Below are 17,682 nucleotides of genomic sequence, written 5' to 3'. Positions count from 1 at the left end.
GTTCTCCCCTCTCCCCCAAAAGGGGGGCGAGGGGGGACGGCAGATCGGGAGCTTGAGAGACGGTCGGGTCGCTCTTCCCCCCTCTCCCTCAGGGAGAGGGGCCGGGGGTGAGGGTGAGCGCACGGTTCACGCGTCTCCGCTCATGCGGTGGGGTGCCGGCCGATGGGCGAGCGAACGGACCGTAAACAGGGCTCGGGAATCGCCGCCCCCTCACCCCCGACCCCTCTCCCCCAAAAGGGGGCGAGGGGAGTCTTGAACGGCCCTATTCCTCGTCGTCGTCTCCGCGGCGGCGGCGGTCGCGTTCGTATTCTTCGAACTCGCGCTCGAACTCCGCTTCGCAGGCCGGGCAGGCGTCGGAGGTGCTGAAGTGCTGGACCCACCGCACCGGATCGAGCTCCGGGTGCGTGAGTTCCGTGGGGCAGATCTCCTCCAGCAGGTAGGCGTAGCTTTCCCGCGGGGTGAAGTGCTCGCAGACGTCCAACGCGATGCCGTGCTCGGCGAGGCGTGAGAGGAGCAGTTTGAGGGCGGCCTCGACCTTGGCGTCGTCCAGTTGCTCCGGGCGGCGGAGCCGCAGGGGGGGATCGAACACCTGGCCGATCGGCACGCCGGCGCCGCCCTCGATCAGGGCTTCGAGCCGCCGCAGGTCCTCGCCGAACTGCCCGCCGGGGCCGTCGCCGTCGCCGAAACTGCCGTCGCCGTAACTGCCGTCGCTGTACCCGTCCTCGCCGAAGCCGGCGAAGCCGCTGCCGAACAGGTCGGGCATGGCGTCGCGGTCGAGGGCGTCGGCGTCGTCGTCGAGTGAGTCCTGCAGGTCCGGGTCGAACAGGCCGAACGGGTCGTCGTCCTCGTCGTCGAACAGTCGGTCGCCGTCGGCGAAGCGGTCGTCGTCGTCCTCTTCCTCTCCGAACTGCGTGTCTTCGTCGGACAGATCCGTGAGGTGATCGTCGGGGGCGGAGCCGGCGACGATGTCCGGGTCGTCGAGTTCGTCTTCCTCGTCGTGGGAGGGCAGTTCGGTAATCACGGCGCCGGCGAGGTGCAGGCGAACGCGGCCGTTCTGGCTGTCCCATTCCAGCCGCAGCACGTCGCGGCCGGGGCGGGCGGGGTCGGAGGCCGGGCGGGAGGGCGTGGGGCCGGAGGCCGGCGGGGTGAGGCCGGCGGCGGGGCCGTGGTCGCCGCTCCGCAGGGACCCGCCGGGGTTGTGGGGGCCGGGGCGGTCGAGGGTCATCGGGCCGGTCGGGCCGACCTGCTGCCAGGCAAGGGCTTCGGAAAGGTCCGGCGGGGTGAAGATCTGCACGCCGCCGGGGGCGGATTCGAAGCGCACTCGTTTGCCGCGGAGGCCCTCGCCGGCGTCGCCGGTGAGGTTCAGCGTGATGGGGTGTTCCTGACCCCGCAGCTTGAGCCAGCCGCAGACGGCGTAGGGGCGGGTGTTGTCGATCTCCCCGCTGACGACCAACGGGCCGAGGCGCACGGGCTTACGGGCCGCCGCGGCCAGCGGAGGGAGCCCGTCGCCGCCGGGTTCATCGCCGGATCGTCCGTCGCCGCCCGGAAAGCCGAGGCGGTTGGTGGGGGGCCGGTTGTCGCTGGGTACGCTCACGTCTCCGGTTCTCCCATGGGGGGTGCAGGCGAGGCGAGTCCGGCCGAAGCCGGTCGGACCCGTCGTCCGCTGAAGGAAGTGTACGCCACGCGGCCGCGGGGTGAAACGGGGGGTTCGCCCGGGACCGCGGTTCGGGGCGGGGCGGGGCCTGCGAAATGCGGAACCGTCGCCGTCGATCGGACCCGCTCGGGGCGTTCCCGGTTCATGCGTGCTCGCGTTCCCGTGGGGGGCAGAGTCGCTGGGAAGAACGCGCGCCGCCTAACGGCGACGGCGAAGCGGGGGGATTTATGAAGAGGACCGCAGCAGGCCGGCGAGGCGGGGGCCGAGGGAGCGCAACGTCCGGCCGCGGTGGGAGAGGGCCCGCTTCACGGCGGGGGGGAGTTCGCCGAAGGTGCAGTGCAGTTCGCGGATCTCGAACAGCGGATCGTAGCCGAACCCGCCGGTCCCCCGGCGCTCCGTCGCGATGCGGCCGCGGCAGGCGTCCTCCGCGGTCAGCACGAGTTCGCCGGCCGGATTGGCGACCGCGACGCTGCTCACATAGCCGGCGCCGCGTCTCTCCGGCGGGACGCCGTCCAGTTCTCGCAATAATTTGTCGTTGTTCGCCTCGTCGTCGCCGTGGGAGCCGGCGTAGCGGGCGCTGTAGACGCCCGGCGCCCCCTTCAACGCGTCCACGCACAAGCCGCTGTCCTCGCCCAGCACGAACGCGTCGAACCCTTGCCCGGCGAGGAATGCGGCCGTCTGCATCGCCTTGAGGGCGGCGTTGGCGGCGAAGGTCTCGCCGTCCTCGACCACCTCCGGAACCGGGCCGAACTGGGCCAGTTCTTCGCCCTCGTCAAAGACGGACACGTCTTTCACCTGTTCGCCGCGGACCCCGTAGCGGGCGAGCAGGTCGACGACCTCCGCGAGCTTTTTGCGGTTGCGGGTGGCGAGGATGAGCATGGAATCAAGGCGGAAGGGCGAAGGCGGAGGGCGGAAGGAAACGATGCGGCGGCGGCCCTTCCGCCTGCCGCCCTCCCCCCTCCGCCTTCATTCAGATCGTCATTGCGCTGAAGCCGCCGTCGACGCAGAGGTTCGTGCCGGTCATGAAGCGGCCGGCGTCGGAGGCGAGCAGCAGCACGGCGCCGGCCAGTTCGCCGGGCTCGCCGAAGCGGTTCATCGGGGTGTGGTTCATGATCGCCGCGACCCGGTCCGGGGAGAGGATGTCGCGGTTCTGCTCCGCCGGAAAGAAGCCGGGGGAGAGGGCGTTCACCCGCACGCCCTGCGGCGCCCACTCCCGCGCGAGGTTGCGGGTGAGGTTCAACACCGCCGCCTTGCTGGCGCTGTAGGTGAAGACCCGGGAGAGCGGGATCTCCGCGGACATGCTGGCCAAATTCATGATGCTGCCGGAGCCCCGCTCCAGCATCGCCGGGCCCAGGATCTGGCAGGCCAGCCGGACCGAATCGAGGTTCACCCGGAAGATTTTGTGCCACTCGTCGTCGGAGATCTCTAGGAACGGCGTGGCGGCGTTGACCCCGGCGGCGTTCACCAGCACGTCCGGGGGGCCGCCGTCGGCGAGCAGTTGGTCGCGGAGGCTTTCGAGGTCCTCCCGGCGGGTGGCGTCGGCGGTGATCACCGCGGCGGAGCCGCCGGCGGCTTTGATACGGTCGGCGACTTCGTTCCCGGCGGCTTCCCCGCGGCCGACGATGATCAGTTCGGCACCGGCGGCGGCGAGGGTCTCGGCGATCGCCCCGCCCAGCACGCCGGTTCCGCCGACCACCACGGCCCGTTTGCCGGTCAGGTCGAACAAAACCGCCGGCGGCGTCGCGGCGGGGGTGGGAGCGCGGTCCCCCTTGGGGGCGGTCGGATCGTTCTCAGGTGCGGCCATGCCCGCAGGGTAACGGAGCGATCCCGGAGCCGACACGCCGCCGGCCCTGCACGCTTTCATCCCCCCTCTCCCTTGAGGGAGAGGGGCCGGGGGTGAGGGTGAGGCACGGTTTATTCGCCCCCGCTCTCTGCGGTGACGTCCCGGCCGATCCATGAAGAAGCGGACCGTCAACGGCATCCGGACGTCACTGCCCCCTCACCCCCGACCCCTCTCCCCCAAAAGGGGGCGGGGGGGGAAGCCGGCTCATCCTCAAGGCCCGGCGGCGCCGGCGCCGCCGCCGGGAATGAACAGTTCGCCCAGCAGGAAGCGGAGCGCCTCGTCCTGAAGCTGACGGCCCGTCTGCACCTGGACCCGCGGGTTGCGGACCGTGCCGCCGACGTGCAGGTACACCACGCGGTCCCGCAGGATCCGGCTGGCCCGCAGGGCGAAGCCGACGGGCGTGGGGCCGGCGGCTTCCTCCACCAATCGGAGCAGCACGTCGCCGGTCACGTCGCGGGGGCCGGTGTCGGCGACGACTTCCAGGTCCAGCCGGCCGGCGGGCAGGGCGGCGGTCCCGGTGGCGTATAGGCGAATGCCGGGGCCGGAGAGCGTCAGCCGCTCGATCCGGGCGACGGAGTTCCGCAGCCGCACGGCCAACTCCCCGGTGCGGGCGGTGGCGGGGCCGCGGAACTTCAGGAAGGGCTGGAGCGCGCTGAGCACCGGCAAGCCCTGCGGGGAGGGGCTCACCAGGATCAGCCGGGCCTCGCCCTCCAGGTCTTCCAGTCCGTCCACGGCCCGGCCGGCCAGTGTGACGGTGCCGGCGACGCGGCCGCCGGTCAGGTTCCCGCCGGCGCCCTGGGTGAGGACCGTGGAGTCCACGCCCCGCAGGTTCAAATCGACGTCCAGCCCCACGCCGGGGCTGCGGCCGAACTGCACGTCCACGCCGCCCTCCACCGTGCCGCCGCCCACCGAGGCGCTGGCGCCGCCGATGCGCACCCGGCCGGAGCCGGCGGCGGGCGTGTAAACCAGTTCGGTGGGCAGGCGCCAACGGGAGATGTCGAACAGGTAGTCGTTGCCCGGCCGCCCGGGGGCGTTCGCGGCGAGGAACTGCCCGCGGTCCAGTTCGATCTGCCCCCGCAGCATCACGGCGTTCACGCCGAGCAGGCCGTTCAGCCGTATGCCCAGCCGGCCGGTCACGTTTTCCCCCAGCCAGGGGACCGGGGCGAAGGCGCGGTCGGCGTCGGCGTCGCGGAGCAGCAGTTCGATCTGCAGCGCGCCGTTTGTGGAATCGCCGCCGGGCGGGGGGCCGACGGTCAGTTGGAAGGTTCCGCCGGCGTAGCGGCCGTTGCGCAGCTCGCCGGTCCAGTCGGTCGGATCGCGGGCGTCGAGGGCCAGAATGGCGTCGTTGACCAGTTGCTCGCCGCCCCAGGTGACCGACCGCAGCCGCACCGTGCCGGTCAGCCGGGGCGCCGGGCGGCCGGGGCGGAGGGAATCGATCTCCGCGGGCGCCCGCGTGGGCAGGGCGGCGCAGCCGGGCGGGGGGGCGACGCCGGGCAGCAGCGCCGCCAGATCCACCGGCGGGCCTTCGGGGTGGGAATCGAACCGCAGGCAGAGGTTGGCCTGTCCGCGGACCGACGGCGCCGCCCCGCTGCGGCCGCGGAGGACCGATTCCAGCTCCAGCAGGTCCGCGTTCTGCACCCCCGCCGACGCGACCACCCGCAACGGCCACGCCCCGAATCCGTCGTCGCCGGTTTCCCCCCCGCCGGTCTCCGCGGCGCCTGAAAACAGGGCGATCGCGTCGGCGGCGGCCGCGCTCGCGGCGGCTGTGGGCGTCGCGACCGTGGGCACGGCGGCCGGGTTGGTGGCGGCCATTGGCGTGACGGGGCCGGGCTCAGCGAAGGCGAGGGCCGCGGGGGAGGGCGCCGCGGCAACGGGTAGCGGGCGGAACGCGGCGGCGGCGCCGAAGTCGCCGCCGAACCCGCGGGCCTCCACCGCTCCCTTGCCCACGCCCCCAGCCAGTTCCGCGGTGAGGATCGCGTCCCGCAGCCGCACCGGCCGCCCGGCGCCGCTGCGTCGCACGACTGTCAGCAGGTCGCTGGTCACCCGGCCGTTCAGGGCCACGGACTTCAGCGACAGCCGCCCGGCCGGCCAGGCGGCGGCGGCCCGCACGGTGGCGGCGCCGGTCAGCGGGGGCTCGGTTCCGCCGGCCGCCGGATCGAACCGCCGCGGGGAGGCCGCCGTCAGCAGGGCGCCCACGTCCCCGCCGACCCAGGCCAGCGTCGCGGACCCGTTCTCCTCCGTCTCGACCGGCGCCGCCGCCGGCCCCCCGACCGAGGGCTCCCGAACCGAGGGCTCCCGAACCGAGGGCTCCCGAACCGAGGGCTCACTGTTCAAGGGAGGCCCGGCGGGTTCCTCGCGGGGCAGGGGGACGGAGGCCGTCACCCGCAGGTCGCCGTCGGCCAGCCTCGCCGCCAGCCGTTCGACCGTCAGCCGGGTGCGGCCGCGGGCGGGGTGGTCGAGGGTCGCCGTCGTCTTCACGTCGTTCAACACGACCGGGCCGAGACCGGGGAAGTCCGCGTCCGGGGGCACTTCCAGATCCAGACGCTCGGCGATCAGATTGAGGTCCGCCGTCCAGGGGGCGGCGGCCTCGGGGGAGTCGGCGGGCGCCGCCGGATCGCCCAGCTTGCCGTTCGCGGTGAGGTTGAAGTTCAACGCGCCGCCCAGGGCGACGGGGCTGTCGGGGGAGTCCGGGCCGAACTCCCGCACGGCCAGCGGCAGCACGGGGGCCAGCCGCCGGGCGAGATCGCGGGGGTCGGCGCCGGTGACGTTCACGGCGGCGGCCCAGGCGCGGGCGCCGTCCGTCCGCAGCTCGCCCCGCCCGGACGCCGCCGCCGCGCCCAACGCCACGCCCAGCTGATTCACCCGGACGACGTTCTCGTCGGCCTCCGCGGCGAGGGTCAGCAGGTCGACGCCCACGCCGAACGCCGTCACGTCGTGGCCGGACAGCGACAGGTCGCCCCGCAGATCGGCGGGGTCGTCGGAGCCCGTCAGGTCCGCGTTCAGCGTGACGGTCCCGGCGAACGCCCCCGGGCCGGTCGCCAGATCGCCCAACGGTCCGCCGTCCCCGCTGGCGCCGGAGCTGTCGTTCCCGACGGCGGTCAGCGCCGGGGCGAGGACGGCCAGCGGCACGCCGTCGGCGTCCAGCTTGAACGCAAACGGGTGCGGCTCCTGACGGGACCGGGAGCCCGAGGCGGACAGCGTGCCGATCCGCGGTTCGGCGTCCGGCCCGGGGTCCGGGGGGGCGAGGAAGCGGGCGCTGAGGGAGCTCACCGTCAGCCGCTCCGGGGTGAGGGCGACCTCCGCGGCCAGCGAGGGCAGTTCCAGCCCCGGCGCCAGCGCCGGCAACCGGACGTCGCTGGCCCGCAGCACGCCCTCGGCGGTTTCCAGATTGAACGGTTCCAGCGTGCCGGTCGCGGCGATCTGCCCCAGCGTCGAGCCGCGACGGCCGGAGCGGGCGGCGGCCCCGTCGGCGCCGGGCACCTCGGCGGGCGGGGGGAAGCCGGCGGCGCCCAGCAGGGGGGGGAGCAGCGTGTCGGTCGGCCATTCGTCCCACCGCAGCGTCGCCCGGAACGGCCGCGGCGCCGTCAGCCCGAGGGCGCCCTCGCCCGTCAATCGGCCGCGGGCTGCGTTGCCGCCGCCGTTTCCGGCACGGGCGGGCGGGGCGGCGGTGAGCAACAAATCGCGCCACTGGAGCGTGCCGTCGGCGACGTCGATCTTCGCGGAGGCTTCCGTCAGCGCGATCGTCCCGCCGCCGGGCATTGCGAGAGTGGGGTTCCGCAGCGTGACGGAGCCGTCCGCCGCCGCCAGCCGCACGCTCCGGCGGGGCACGCAGGGGTCGTTCGGGTCGGTGGCGTCCGGGTCCGGGGGCGGGGTGAACCGCACGTCGATCCGGCCGTTCGCCGCGGCGACGCCGTTCAGCCCGTACTCGGGCGGCAGCAGGTCCGCCGGCAGGCGGGCGAGGTCGAGGTCCGCGAGGGTCAGGTTCGCCGTCAGCGGCAGGTCGGGGCGGTCGAAGTCCACCGCGGCGATGCCCGTCAGGGTCCCGCCGGACGGTCTTTCCGCCTCGTCGGCCGCGGCCTCGCCGTCGCCGTCGCCCTCGAAGGCGATCCGCAGGTCGGCGGCGGTCAGGCGGTCTTCGGCGAGGCGGAGGTCAGCGGAGAGGGTTTCCACCGGCAGGGAGAACAGCCGCAGGCCCGTGCCCCGCACGTCCGCCCGCACCTGTTCGAGCCCCCACGGATTCGCCGGCCCGCGGGCCCGGCCGGCGGCGGCGAAGCGGCCCTGCCGGGCGATCAGCCACTCCGGCGGACGCACGCAGACCGGGATCAGGTCGAAGATCCCCTCGGTCACCTCGCCCAGCCGGCCCTCGGCGGTCCAGCCGTTCGGGCCGACGGCGGCGCTGCCGGTGAAGGCGCCGCGGTCGGTGACGGCCCGCACGTCCGTCAGCGTCGCTTCGCCGTTCGCCACGGCCAGGTTCCCCGCCAGCTCCAGCACCGGCACGTCGTACACCTGCAGGTTCTCCCCGCTGAGGGTCAGCTCCGCCGCGGTGAGGTCCCCCGGCTCCAGCGTGCCCACCAGCGTGCCGCGGAGCGTCAGCGAACCGTCTCCCGACAGGGCGCCGGCGGGCGGGCGGATCGGCTCCGGCAGGGCTTCGAGCAGGCGGGGGGTGAGGTCCGTGCCGGTCAGATCCGCGGTCCAGGCGCCGGCGCCGGTCAGGTCCGCGGTCGCCGAACCGACCACGCTGCCGGCCTCGGTGCGGAGCACGACGTTCGTCAGTTCGAGCGAGTCCGGGCCGTCCTCGCCGACGGCGTCGCCGTCGCCTTCAGGATTGGCATTGCCAAGGTCGGCGTCGCCCTCGTTGCCGCGGCGGGGGGAGTAGTTGGCGACGAGGTCGGCGCTGAGGGCCGTCACCGCCAGCCCGTTGACCCGCAGCGGTTCGGCCCCGGGGTTCTCCGCGTTCTCGCCGTCTGGGTTCTCGCCGTCCGGTTGCAGGGCGGAGCCGCCACGCAGCGTGGCGGTGAGGGCGCCGGCCGGGGGCTCCAGCACGCCGTCGCCCTGCACGTTCAGGGCCAGCGTGCCGGTGAGGTCCGCCGGCAGCCAGGCGGGCGGACCGTCGGGGAACAGGGCGGTGAGGATCGAGAGGTCGAACCGCTCGCTGGTCGCCGCCGCTTCGAACGCGTAGGGGACGACCACCTCCACCGACGCCGCCCCCCGCAGCGGTTGCCCGGCGACCAGCGTCGTCAGCCGGCTCAGTTCGGCCGTGCCGTCGCTCAGGGCGAGGGCGGCGTCCAAGTCGTCCACCGCCCGGCCCGCGACGGTCAGGCCGGTGGCGGAGACCTGCGCCGTCGCCTCATAGGCCGCCGGGTCGCCCCGCTCCGGCCAAGGCACGCGGGCGGTAACCGTGCCGGTAAACGTCCCCCCGGCGACCGGCAGCCCGGCGCCCAAGCGGTCCCACAACACCGTGAGCGGCACGTCCGTCGCCGTGAGGGTCGCGGTCGCCTCGGTTTCCTCCCCCGCCAACGGCAGCGAGGCGGAACCCGTCAGCGTGCCGACCGGCCCCCCGATCGCCGCCCCCCCGACAAAGGCCCCGTCCACCGGCAGGTTCACGGAGAGGTCGTCCAGCGCGAGAACCCCGCGGGCCAGCGACAGGTCCGCGACCACATCCGTCAGCACGATCGGCTCGATCGGCGGCGGCGGGGCCGCGTTCGGGTCGGCCGGGGCCGGGGCGGGATCGGCCGGAGCCGCGCCGGGGGCGGGCGGGGCGGGGGCGAGGGTCAGCCGGGGGGAGGTGATCCGCCCGGTAGCGGTGATCGCCCCGGACTGCGTGATTTGCGTCAGCCGGACGGTCACGGTGACCGTGGCGCTGACCTTGCCCTCCGCCTCGATCGGCACCTTCACCCCGAAGCGTGCCAGCCGGGCCTTGAGGGTGGCGAGGTCCACGTCCCGCACGTTGACGGTCCGCGTGACGGTGGCGGCGTCGGCGGCGTCGCCGGCCCGGTTCGCCTGCCGCCGCACTGCCTCCGCCCCGCGGGCGAACAGCTCGGTCAGTTGCCCCGCGGCCGGATCGGGCGCCGCAAACAGGGTCAGCAATACGGCGACGGACAGGGCACGCCGCACGGCGGACTCCGGGGTGTTGGGGACGAAGCCGCGGACCTCCGCCGCGGGCCGGGCATTCTCCCCGCCGACCCGGCCTGGCGCCACGGGGGCGATCCCCCGAGCGTCAGATCCCCGCAACCGGAAGCCTCCGCCGCCGTGCCCCCCGATGCACCCCCCGCCGGCGTGGGAACGGCCCGCCGCCGGCGTGGGAGCGACCCGCCGGTGGCGTGGGGCGGGCCGGGGGCGTAGCGTGACGGGCGATTGGGGATCGCCGGAAAGCCGCTGTGAGCGACGTGACGCACCTGCTCGACCGTTGCGAATCCGGCGATCCCGCCGCCGCGGACGCGTTATTGCCGTTGGTCTACGACGAACTCCGGCGTCTCGCCCGGAGCCGGATGCGCCACGAGGGGTCCGACCTCACGCTGCAGGCCACCGGGCTGGTGCACGAGGCCTATCTGCGGCTCACGCAGTCGAGCGGCGACGAACAGGCGAGCGGCGACGACCCCCCCGGCGACGACCCCCCCGGCGGCGCCCGCGGGTGGGACTCGCGCGGGCACTTCTTCGCCGCGGCGGCGGAGGCGATGCGGCGGATTCTGATCGAACGCGCCCGCCGCAAGGCCCGGCTCAAGCACGGCGGCGGACGGCGGCGGGCGTCGCTGTCGGCCGTCCAGCGGGCGGGCCGGGGGCCGGCCGTCGACCCCCCGGGCTTCGCTGAGGACGGCGGCGGCGGCGAACTCCTCGCCCTGGACGCCGCCCTGACCCGGTTCGAAACGGAACGCCCCCGGGCCGCCGCGGTCGTCAAACTGCGGTACTTCGCCGGCCTGAGCTTCGAGGAGACCGCCGCCGCCCTCAACATTTCCCGAGCGACGGCGGTGCGGGACTGGACGCTCGGCCGGGCCTGGCTGCACCGTGAGATCGCCGGAATCGGCGCCCGCGGGGATTTTCCGTGAGCACGGCCGCGGGCGGCCGTCGCATTGAGGCACGCTCCCTCCCGCATTTCGCCCCGACGCATGTCCGCCCGCTCCGTCGCCGATTCCGCCGCCAACCCCCAGGCCGCCGGACCCGGGGCCGCCGATTCGGCCGGGGAGACCGCGGCGGATCGCCTGTTTCTGGAAGCGGTCGATCGGGAGGACCCGGCCGACCGGGCGGCCCTGCTGGACGCCCGCTGCGAGGGCGACCCGGCGTTGCGGGCCGAGGTGGAGGCGTTGCTGGCCGCCCACGGGGCGGCCGGTGGCGTGCTGGACCGCACCCTCGACGGCGGACCCACGAAAAGCCCTGAGAACCCGGACGCCGCCGAGTTCCCCCCGCTCCCCGAGACGCTGGGCGATTACCGCGTGCTGGAGCCGGTCGGCCGCGGGGGGATGGGGGTGGTCTGGCGGGCCCGCGATCGGCGTTTGGACCGCATCGTGGCGATCAAGGCGCTGGCGCCGCAGTTGGCCGCCGACCCCGTCGCCCGCCGCCGGTTCGTGCGGGAGGCGCGGGCCGCCGCGGCGGTGACGCACCCGCACGTCGTCACCATTCACGCCGTCGAACCGGACGGGCCGACGCCGTTCCTGGTGATGGAATACGTCGCCGGCCGCTCCCTGAAGGAGAAGCTGGACGCCGACGGCCCGCTGGAACTCCGCGAGACGCTGCGGATCGGCGCCCAGATCGCCGCCGGCCTCGCCGCCGCCCACGAGCGGGGGCTGATTCACCGGGACGTCAAACCCGGCAACGTGCTGCTGGAAAACGGCGTGGAGCGGGTGAAACTGACGGACTTCGGCCTGGCCCGCGTCGCGGACGACGTGGCGCTCACCCGCACCGGGCAGATCGCCGGCACCCCGCAGTACATGTCCCCAGAGCAGGCGGAAGGGACGTTGATCGACGTCCGCAGCGACCTGTTCAGCCTCGGCGGGGTGCTGTACGCGATGGCCGCCGGCCGCCCGCCGTTCCGCGGGGACTCGACGCTGACGGTGCTCCGCGGGGTCTGCGACCTCTCCCCCCGGCCGCTCCGCGAGGAGAACCCGGAGGTCCCGCCCTGGCTGGCGGCGCTCGTCGAACGGCTGCTGGCGAAGAACCCGGACGACCGCGGTCTCTCCGCCGCCGAGGTCGCCGCCCTGCTGAACCGGCGCCTGACGGAACTGGAGAACCCCGGCCTGCCGACGCTCCCCGAAAGCGAGGCCGTCCTCCCCCCGGACCGGAGCCCGAGCCCGCACCTCGCCTCCAACCCGACCCGGCGGCCCGCCCGCGGCCGGGGGCTGCGGCGGTGGGCGACCGCCGCGGCCGTGCTGTTGGCGTCCCTCGTCGGCATGGGCGCCGCGGAGGCGACCGGGGTGACGGAGATCGTGCCCACCGTCGTGCGGCTGGTGCGGGGCGAGGGCGTGCTGGTGGTCTCCGTCAGCGACCCGGAAGTCGGCGTGACGATTGAGGGGGAGGACCTGCTCATCACCGGCGCCGGGGCCGGCGAGATCCGCCTCAAACCCGGTGCCTATACGGTGAAGGGAACTCGCGACGGCGAGCCGGTCTTTCAGGAGGTGATCACCGTCGAACGCAGCGGCCGCGAGGTCGTCAACGTGCACTGGGAGCCGAAGGACGCCGCCGGCCGCCCCGCCGATCTGGCGGACCACCGACCGCCCGCAGGCCGAGATCGGGAGCCCCGCACGCTCGACGAATTCCGGGCGATGTGGCCGCGGTTGAGCGGAACCGAAGCCGCGGCCGCCCGGGCCGAGCAAGCCCCGCAGTTCATCCCGCCGCAGTTCGGCGTGCTGGCGCCGGTCGGCGGGGCCGGGGCCGTCTCGCTGGTCCGGCGTTTTGAGGGGCACACGGCGCCGGCGAAGTCCGTCGCCGTCTCGCCGGACGGCAAACGGGTCGCCAGCGGCAGCGGGTTCCCGAAGGGCGACCGGACGGCCCGCGTGTGGGAGGTCGCCACCGGCCGCGAACGGCACGTCTTCGAGCACCCCGCCGCGGTGATGGACGTGACGTTCTCCCCGGACGGCGAGCGGCTGCTGACCGGCGCCGCCGACGGGTTCGCCCGCGTCTTCGATCTGGACTCCGGCGAGGAACTGCGGCGCTACCGCGGGACGAACGTGCTGATGGACGTGACGTTTAGCCCCGACAGGGCGTCGGTCCTCGCGGCGTCCCACTTCGGCGAAGCGGTGTACGTGTGGGACGCCGACACCGGCGACGTGGCGCACGTCCTCAAGCACGAACGCCGCCGCCCGCTGCGGGTCGCCGTCACCCCGGACGGCGAACGGGTCGTGGCCGCCGACGAAGGCGGTCAACTGCTGATCTGGAGCCTCGACGACGGGGCCTTCCTCAAGGCCCTGCCGGCCGCGGCGCCGGACCGCCGGGGCAGCGTCGGCCTGGCCCTGTCGCCGGACGGTCGCCAGGCGATGACCGCCGACAACGCCGGCCTGGTCCGGCTGTGGGACCTGGACTCCGGCACGCAACTCTGGTCCATGATGAGCGGCGTGACCGCGGTGCAGGGGCTCGCCCTCGCCCCGGACGGGGCCACGGCCCTGGCCGTCGGCGGCGCCGGGCCGGTCGGCAGTCGGGCACTGGCCCTGATCGACTGGAAGACCGGCGAGAAACGGCTCGAACTGGGCTACGAAGGCGGGTTCCTCTGGGACGTCGCGTTCCTGCCGGACGGCGATCGGTTCGTCACCGTGTCCGGCGCCCGCTGGATGAAAGGCGCCGCCCTGCCGACGGGCGACAACGCCGTCAGCCTGTGGCGGCTGAGCGCCGCCCGCCCGGCCGTCGACCGTCCCGCCGCCGCGGCGCCGGGGACTGCGGCCCGGACCGACCAGGGGCCGCGACGGAGCGGCGACGGGCCGCAGTTCGTGCAGCCGCGGTATCCGACCTTTGGGCCGGAGGGCCCGCGGCAGAACGAGGCGGCGCTGTCGTTGGTGCGGCGGTTCGAGGGCCACGATGCCGCCCCCGCGGCGGTCGCGGTCTCCCCGGACGGCAAACTGGCTGCCAGCGGCAGCGGGCGGCCGATCGGCGACCGCACCGCCCGGGTGTGGGATGTCGAAACTGGGAAATTGCTCCACACCTTCGAACACGACGCCTCGGTCTATGTCGTCGCGTTCAGCCCGAAGGGGCATCGGCTGCTGACCGGGGCCGCGGACGGCGTGGCGCGGGTGTGGAATCTTTCCGGTCCGGGCGGCGTCGGTCGTGTGGTCCGCGAGTTTCGCGCCTCAGATGCGCTGCTGGATATCGCCTACGGCCCCGATGACACGATCGACGGAGGGATCGTGATCGGCGCTGCCGCAGACAGGAAAGTGTATGTGTGGAAGGCGAATACCGGCGACGTAATTCACGTCCTGAAGCACGACGGCGAACGGCCGACCCGCGCCGCCGTCACGCCGGACGGTCGGCGGGTCGTCGCGACGGACCGCAGCGGTCAGTTGCTCGTCTGGGACCTCGACGACGGGAAGTTCCTCAAGGCGATCCCGGTCGGCCTGCCGAACCACGAGGGCGACGGCGACGGCGGGCTGGCCCTGCTGGCTGACGGGAAGCGGGCCCTCGTCGGTGACGATGCCGGCATCGTGCGGCTGTGGGACCTCGACACCGGCGAGGAGGTCTGGTCCACCATGTGCGGCGTCGTCGCGATCCAGGCGATCGCGCTCAGCCCGGACGGGAACGTCGCCCTGATCGGCGGCGGCAGCGGCACGCCGCAGAACCGAGCCCTGTCAGTCCTCGACGTGAGGACCGGCGTCAAACAGTTCGACCGCGGCTACGAGGGCGGCTTCCTCTGGGACGTGGCCTTTCTGCCGGACGGCAAACGCTTCGTCACCGCCGCCGGCTCCCGTTGGTTCCGCAACAAACCCCTCGCCACCGACGACAACGCCCTCGGCCTGTGGGAGCTGAACTTGGGCGAACCGGCGACGGCCGCCCGAGCGTCGTTCCTTGAGACCGGAACCTTTGATGATATGGCGCCGCCCGCCCCCGGCGCGACTCCCGACGGCTTCAACGATCCTGCGCCTGAGGATCTCGATGAGGTAGAAGCCGACTGAGGCCCATCCCAAGCGCGAAGCGGTGAGCGCTCGCCGCATCCGTTACGCTGGCGGCGTTCGCCCGTTCCCCGTCGCTCCGATTGGACCGCCGCCCATGCTCGCCGCCCTGTTGCTCGTTTCGCTCGGCATTCAAGACGGGGCCGAACGCGGCGTCCCGCAGATGCGCCCGGAATCCCCTGCCGGGCAATTCGAAAAGGGGTTCACGCCGCTGTTCGACGGCGAAACGCTGGACGGCTGGAACGGCCGGGAGGGCCTGTGGAGCGTCGAGGACGGGGCGATCGTCGGCCGCACCAACGACGAGAAGCCGTTGGAGGCCAATACGTTCCTCGTGCTCGAAAAGCCGGCGGAGAACTTCGACCTGCGGCTGAAATACAAGATTGAAAGCGGCAACAGCGGCGTGCAGTACCGCGCCGAAGCGTTCGACGAAGAGGCCTATCGCGTCCGCGGCCCGCAGGCGGATATCGACAGCTCCCCGCAATACACCGGCATTCATTACAGCGAGGGCGCCCGCGGAATCGTCGCCGTGCGGGGCCAGAAGGTGAAGGTCGTGCCCGACGGGAAGAAGGGCAAGAACGAGACTGTCGGTTCCAGCGGCGACGCCGCCGAATTGCAGGCGAAGCACATCAAATCGAACGACTGGAACGAGTACCGCATCGTCGCCGACGGCCCGACGATGCGGCACTACGTCAACGGTCAATTAATGTCCGAGGTGACCGACGAACGCCCGGACCGCGAGAAATCCGGCGTGATCGCCCTCCAACTGCACCGCGGCCCGCCGATGGTCGTGCGGTTTAAGGACGTGCGGATCAAACGGCTGAAGTAGTCGGACGTCGTTCCCCCCTCTCCCTTGAGGGAGAGGGGCCGGGGGTGAGGGTGGGCGAACCGTTCGCCCGCTTCCGCTCTCTGCGGTACGTCTTCCGACTGAGAGCAGGCGGACAGTGAACGGCTTGCGGGAGTCGTTGCCCCCTCACCCCCGACCCCTCTCCCCCAAAGGGGGGCGAGGGGGGACGAGGACGGCGGACGGCGAGAGGAGGTTCGCCGCCCTCTTCCCCCCTCTCCCTCAGGGAGAGGGGCCGGGGGTGAGGGTGAGCGAACGGTTCACCTGCTGCCGCTCTCTGCGGTGAGGCGCCTAGGTAAGAGCGAACGGACGGTGTACGGCGTCCGGGCGTCGCTGCCCCCTCACCCCCGACCCCTCTCCCCCAAAAGGGGGCGAGGGGAGGTTTGAGGGCGTCACGCCGCGGCGCGGCGGGGGGCGTCGGCGCTGGGGAGGGGACGGGCCTGTTTGGCCCAGGCGCACCAGTTCGTCACCTCGGCCAGGTCCGGCGGGGCGCTGCCGCGGAGGATGCGTTCGCCCTCGGAGGTGTCCAGCAGCGGTTCGGTCAGACCCAGCAGGTCCTCCGGGGCCAGGCCGAGCACGTCGTCCGGGTCCGTCACGCCGACGGCCACCAGGATCTGCACGTCGTGGCCGTGCAGGTTGGGGATGCGGCACATCAGGTTCGCCGCGTCCTGCCAGTCGCGGACGACCTCCGGCACCACCCAGCGGGTGTCCAGCCGGTCCGCCAAGTCGTGCGGATCGCCGGAGAGCAGGTCGCCGACCGTCTCCACGCCGATCTTCAGGAACCGGGCGGCCGTCTTCGGGCCCACGCCCGGGGCGTCCACCACCGGGTCCGCCGGGTGCAGACGGAACGTCAGCGAGGGCTCCGCCGGCGGGGCGAACGGGACCGCCGGCCGCGGGCGCTCGGCCGGCTGCGGGCGTTCCGCCTGGGGCGGGGCAAACCGCGGGGCGGCGAAGGGCTGGAAGGCCCGTTCGACGACGGCCTCGGTCTCCGGCTCCGCCCGCGGGGCGGGCGGAGCCGCGGGGGCCGGGGGCCGGGGGGCGGCGGGCGGCGGCTGGAACGCCTGTTTGAGCGCCTGTTCAAAGTCCGGCTGGGGCACCGGTTGGAAGCTCGACTGGAACGACGGTTGGAACTCGTCGGCGACCTCCCGCGGGGCCAGCGGGGAGAGCATCCGCGGCCGGGGGCGGGGGGCGTCTTGCTCCGGACGCGTGCCGCCCGCACGCGCGCCGCCTGCCGGCGACGGCAAAGCGGGGCGGGCTGTTTGGCGTTCGGGTTGCTGTTCGGACTGATAGGCGGCGAAGGCCTCGCGGACGACGCGGTTCTCCTCCGGCAGCCGTTTGACCACGTCGCCGGTCTTTTTTAATTCCTTCCAGATCCGCATGACCTCGGCCCGGTCGCCCCGGTCGTGCAGCTTGCGGGTCAGCCAGAGGATCGGCTTGGAGAAGGCCGTGAGGAACCCGATCAGGCTCACGCCGGCCCGCGGCGGGGCCTGGCCGGCTTCTTCAATGGCCCGGTCCAGAATCCGGGCGAAGCCGACCGCGGCGTGCCCGCAGCAGAGGGCCAGTTCCCGTCGACAGACGCCGTCCAGCCCGGCCTGCGGGTTCTTCACCCCGGCGGCGAAGTCGTAGCGGGTGCAGAGTTCGTCGTAGAACTCGTGGGCGCGGGCGGCGCCGTCGATCGTCATCCGTTCCAGCCAGTCGTCCCCCGACGGGACGGCGACCGTCGGCCAGCCCAGCGGGCCTTCCAGGTCGCTGCGGAACAGGTCGTAGGACTTCGTGCAGCTCCACTCGGCGGCCCGGTGGATGCGCTTTTCCGCCTCGCTTTGGCCCGTGTGGAAGGGCATCAGCGGGTCGGTGTAATAGTGGCTCAGCACGCCGGCCGCGTAGGCGGCGGCCGGCCAGTCGCGGGCGGCCAACTGCTCGACCAGCACGCCGTACCACTCGCGGACCTTCTTCGGCGCCCCGCCCCACAGTCCGTCGCGGACGTGCAGGACGTGGTTGGCGAAATCCTTGAAATCCTTATCCGGCGCCTTGGTCCCGGTCAGCAGCGGTTCGACCTGCCGGAGAAACAGGTTCCGCCAGTGGACGGAGCGCTCCCCGGAGAGGTGCGTCAGCGCGTCGAGCGCCAGCTTATGGTGCGTGCTCTTGGCCTTCTCCGCGTGCAACACGCGAAACAACAACGGCAGCCGGGGGCGTTCCGTGGACGACCCGGCGGAGGGCGCAGCGGCGGGGGGGGCGGGCTCGGCCATCGGACGGGTGTAGT

The 17,682-nt window shown here is 73.6% G+C and carries 8 protein-coding genes; 3 read left to right on the top strand and 5 right to left on the bottom strand.

Annotated features, from left to right (window positions below; translation table 11 throughout):
- Positions 1-262 precede the first annotated feature (262 nt).
- From CA12_RS21855 to CA12_RS05060, 4 genes are all read right to left on the bottom strand, one after another.
- The gene (locus tag CA12_RS21855) at positions 263-1,594 is read right to left on the bottom strand and encodes a hypothetical protein (protein ID WP_165700562.1); all 1,332 of its coding nucleotides are present in this window, start codon (positions 1,592-1,594) and stop codon (positions 263-265) included.
- Positions 1,595-1,879: 285 nt separating this feature from the next.
- Positions 1,880-2,533, bottom strand: a complete 654-nt coding sequence (locus CA12_RS05070; protein WP_145357789.1) for a non-canonical purine NTP pyrophosphatase — start codon at positions 2,531-2,533, stop codon at positions 1,880-1,882.
- Positions 2,534-2,624: 91 nt separating this feature from the next.
- Positions 2,625-3,458 (bottom strand): SDR family NAD(P)-dependent oxidoreductase, encoded by an 834-nt coding sequence (locus CA12_RS05065; RefSeq protein WP_145357788.1) that lies wholly within the window; start codon positions 3,456-3,458, stop codon positions 2,625-2,627.
- A 249-nt stretch (positions 3,459-3,707) separates the two neighbouring features.
- Positions 3,708-9,695, bottom strand: coding sequence for an AsmA-like C-terminal region-containing protein (locus tag CA12_RS05060; RefSeq protein ID WP_145357787.1), 5,988 nt, complete (start codon positions 9,693-9,695; stop codon positions 3,708-3,710).
- A gap of 179 nt (positions 9,696-9,874) precedes the next feature.
- Between CA12_RS05060 and CA12_RS05055 the strand changes: the two genes are divergently transcribed.
- The 3 genes from CA12_RS05055 to CA12_RS05025 all read left to right on the top strand — a co-directional run bounded on the left by CA12_RS05055 (position 9,875) and on the right by CA12_RS05025 (position 15,407).
- The gene (locus CA12_RS05055; RefSeq protein WP_145357786.1) at positions 9,875-10,540 is read left to right on the top strand and encodes an ECF-type sigma factor; all 666 of its coding nucleotides are present in this window, start codon (positions 9,875-9,877) and stop codon (positions 10,538-10,540) included.
- Positions 10,541-10,600: 60 nt separating this feature from the next.
- Positions 10,601-14,584 (top strand): WD40 repeat domain-containing serine/threonine protein kinase, encoded by a 3,984-nt coding sequence (locus CA12_RS22395; RefSeq protein ID WP_207622148.1) that lies wholly within the window; start codon positions 10,601-10,603, stop codon positions 14,582-14,584.
- 94 nt (positions 14,585-14,678) lie between these two features.
- The gene (locus CA12_RS05025; RefSeq protein WP_145357785.1) at positions 14,679-15,407 is read left to right on the top strand and encodes a 3-keto-disaccharide hydrolase; all 729 of its coding nucleotides are present in this window, start codon (positions 14,679-14,681) and stop codon (positions 15,405-15,407) included.
- 407 nt (positions 15,408-15,814) lie between these two features.
- On the opposite strand, the gene CA12_RS05020 is transcribed toward CA12_RS05025, so the two are convergent.
- Positions 15,815-17,668: a DUF4332 domain-containing protein gene (locus CA12_RS05020; protein WP_145357784.1), complete on the bottom strand. Its 1,854-nt coding sequence runs from the start codon at positions 17,666-17,668 to the stop codon at positions 15,815-15,817.
- Positions 17,669-17,682 lie beyond the last annotated feature (14 nt).

The organism is Alienimonas californiensis (assembly GCF_007743815.1).
Taxonomy (GTDB): Bacteria; Planctomycetota; Planctomycetia; order Planctomycetales; family Planctomycetaceae; genus Alienimonas; species Alienimonas californiensis.
This window is presented reverse-complemented; position numbering and strand designations above follow the sequence as displayed.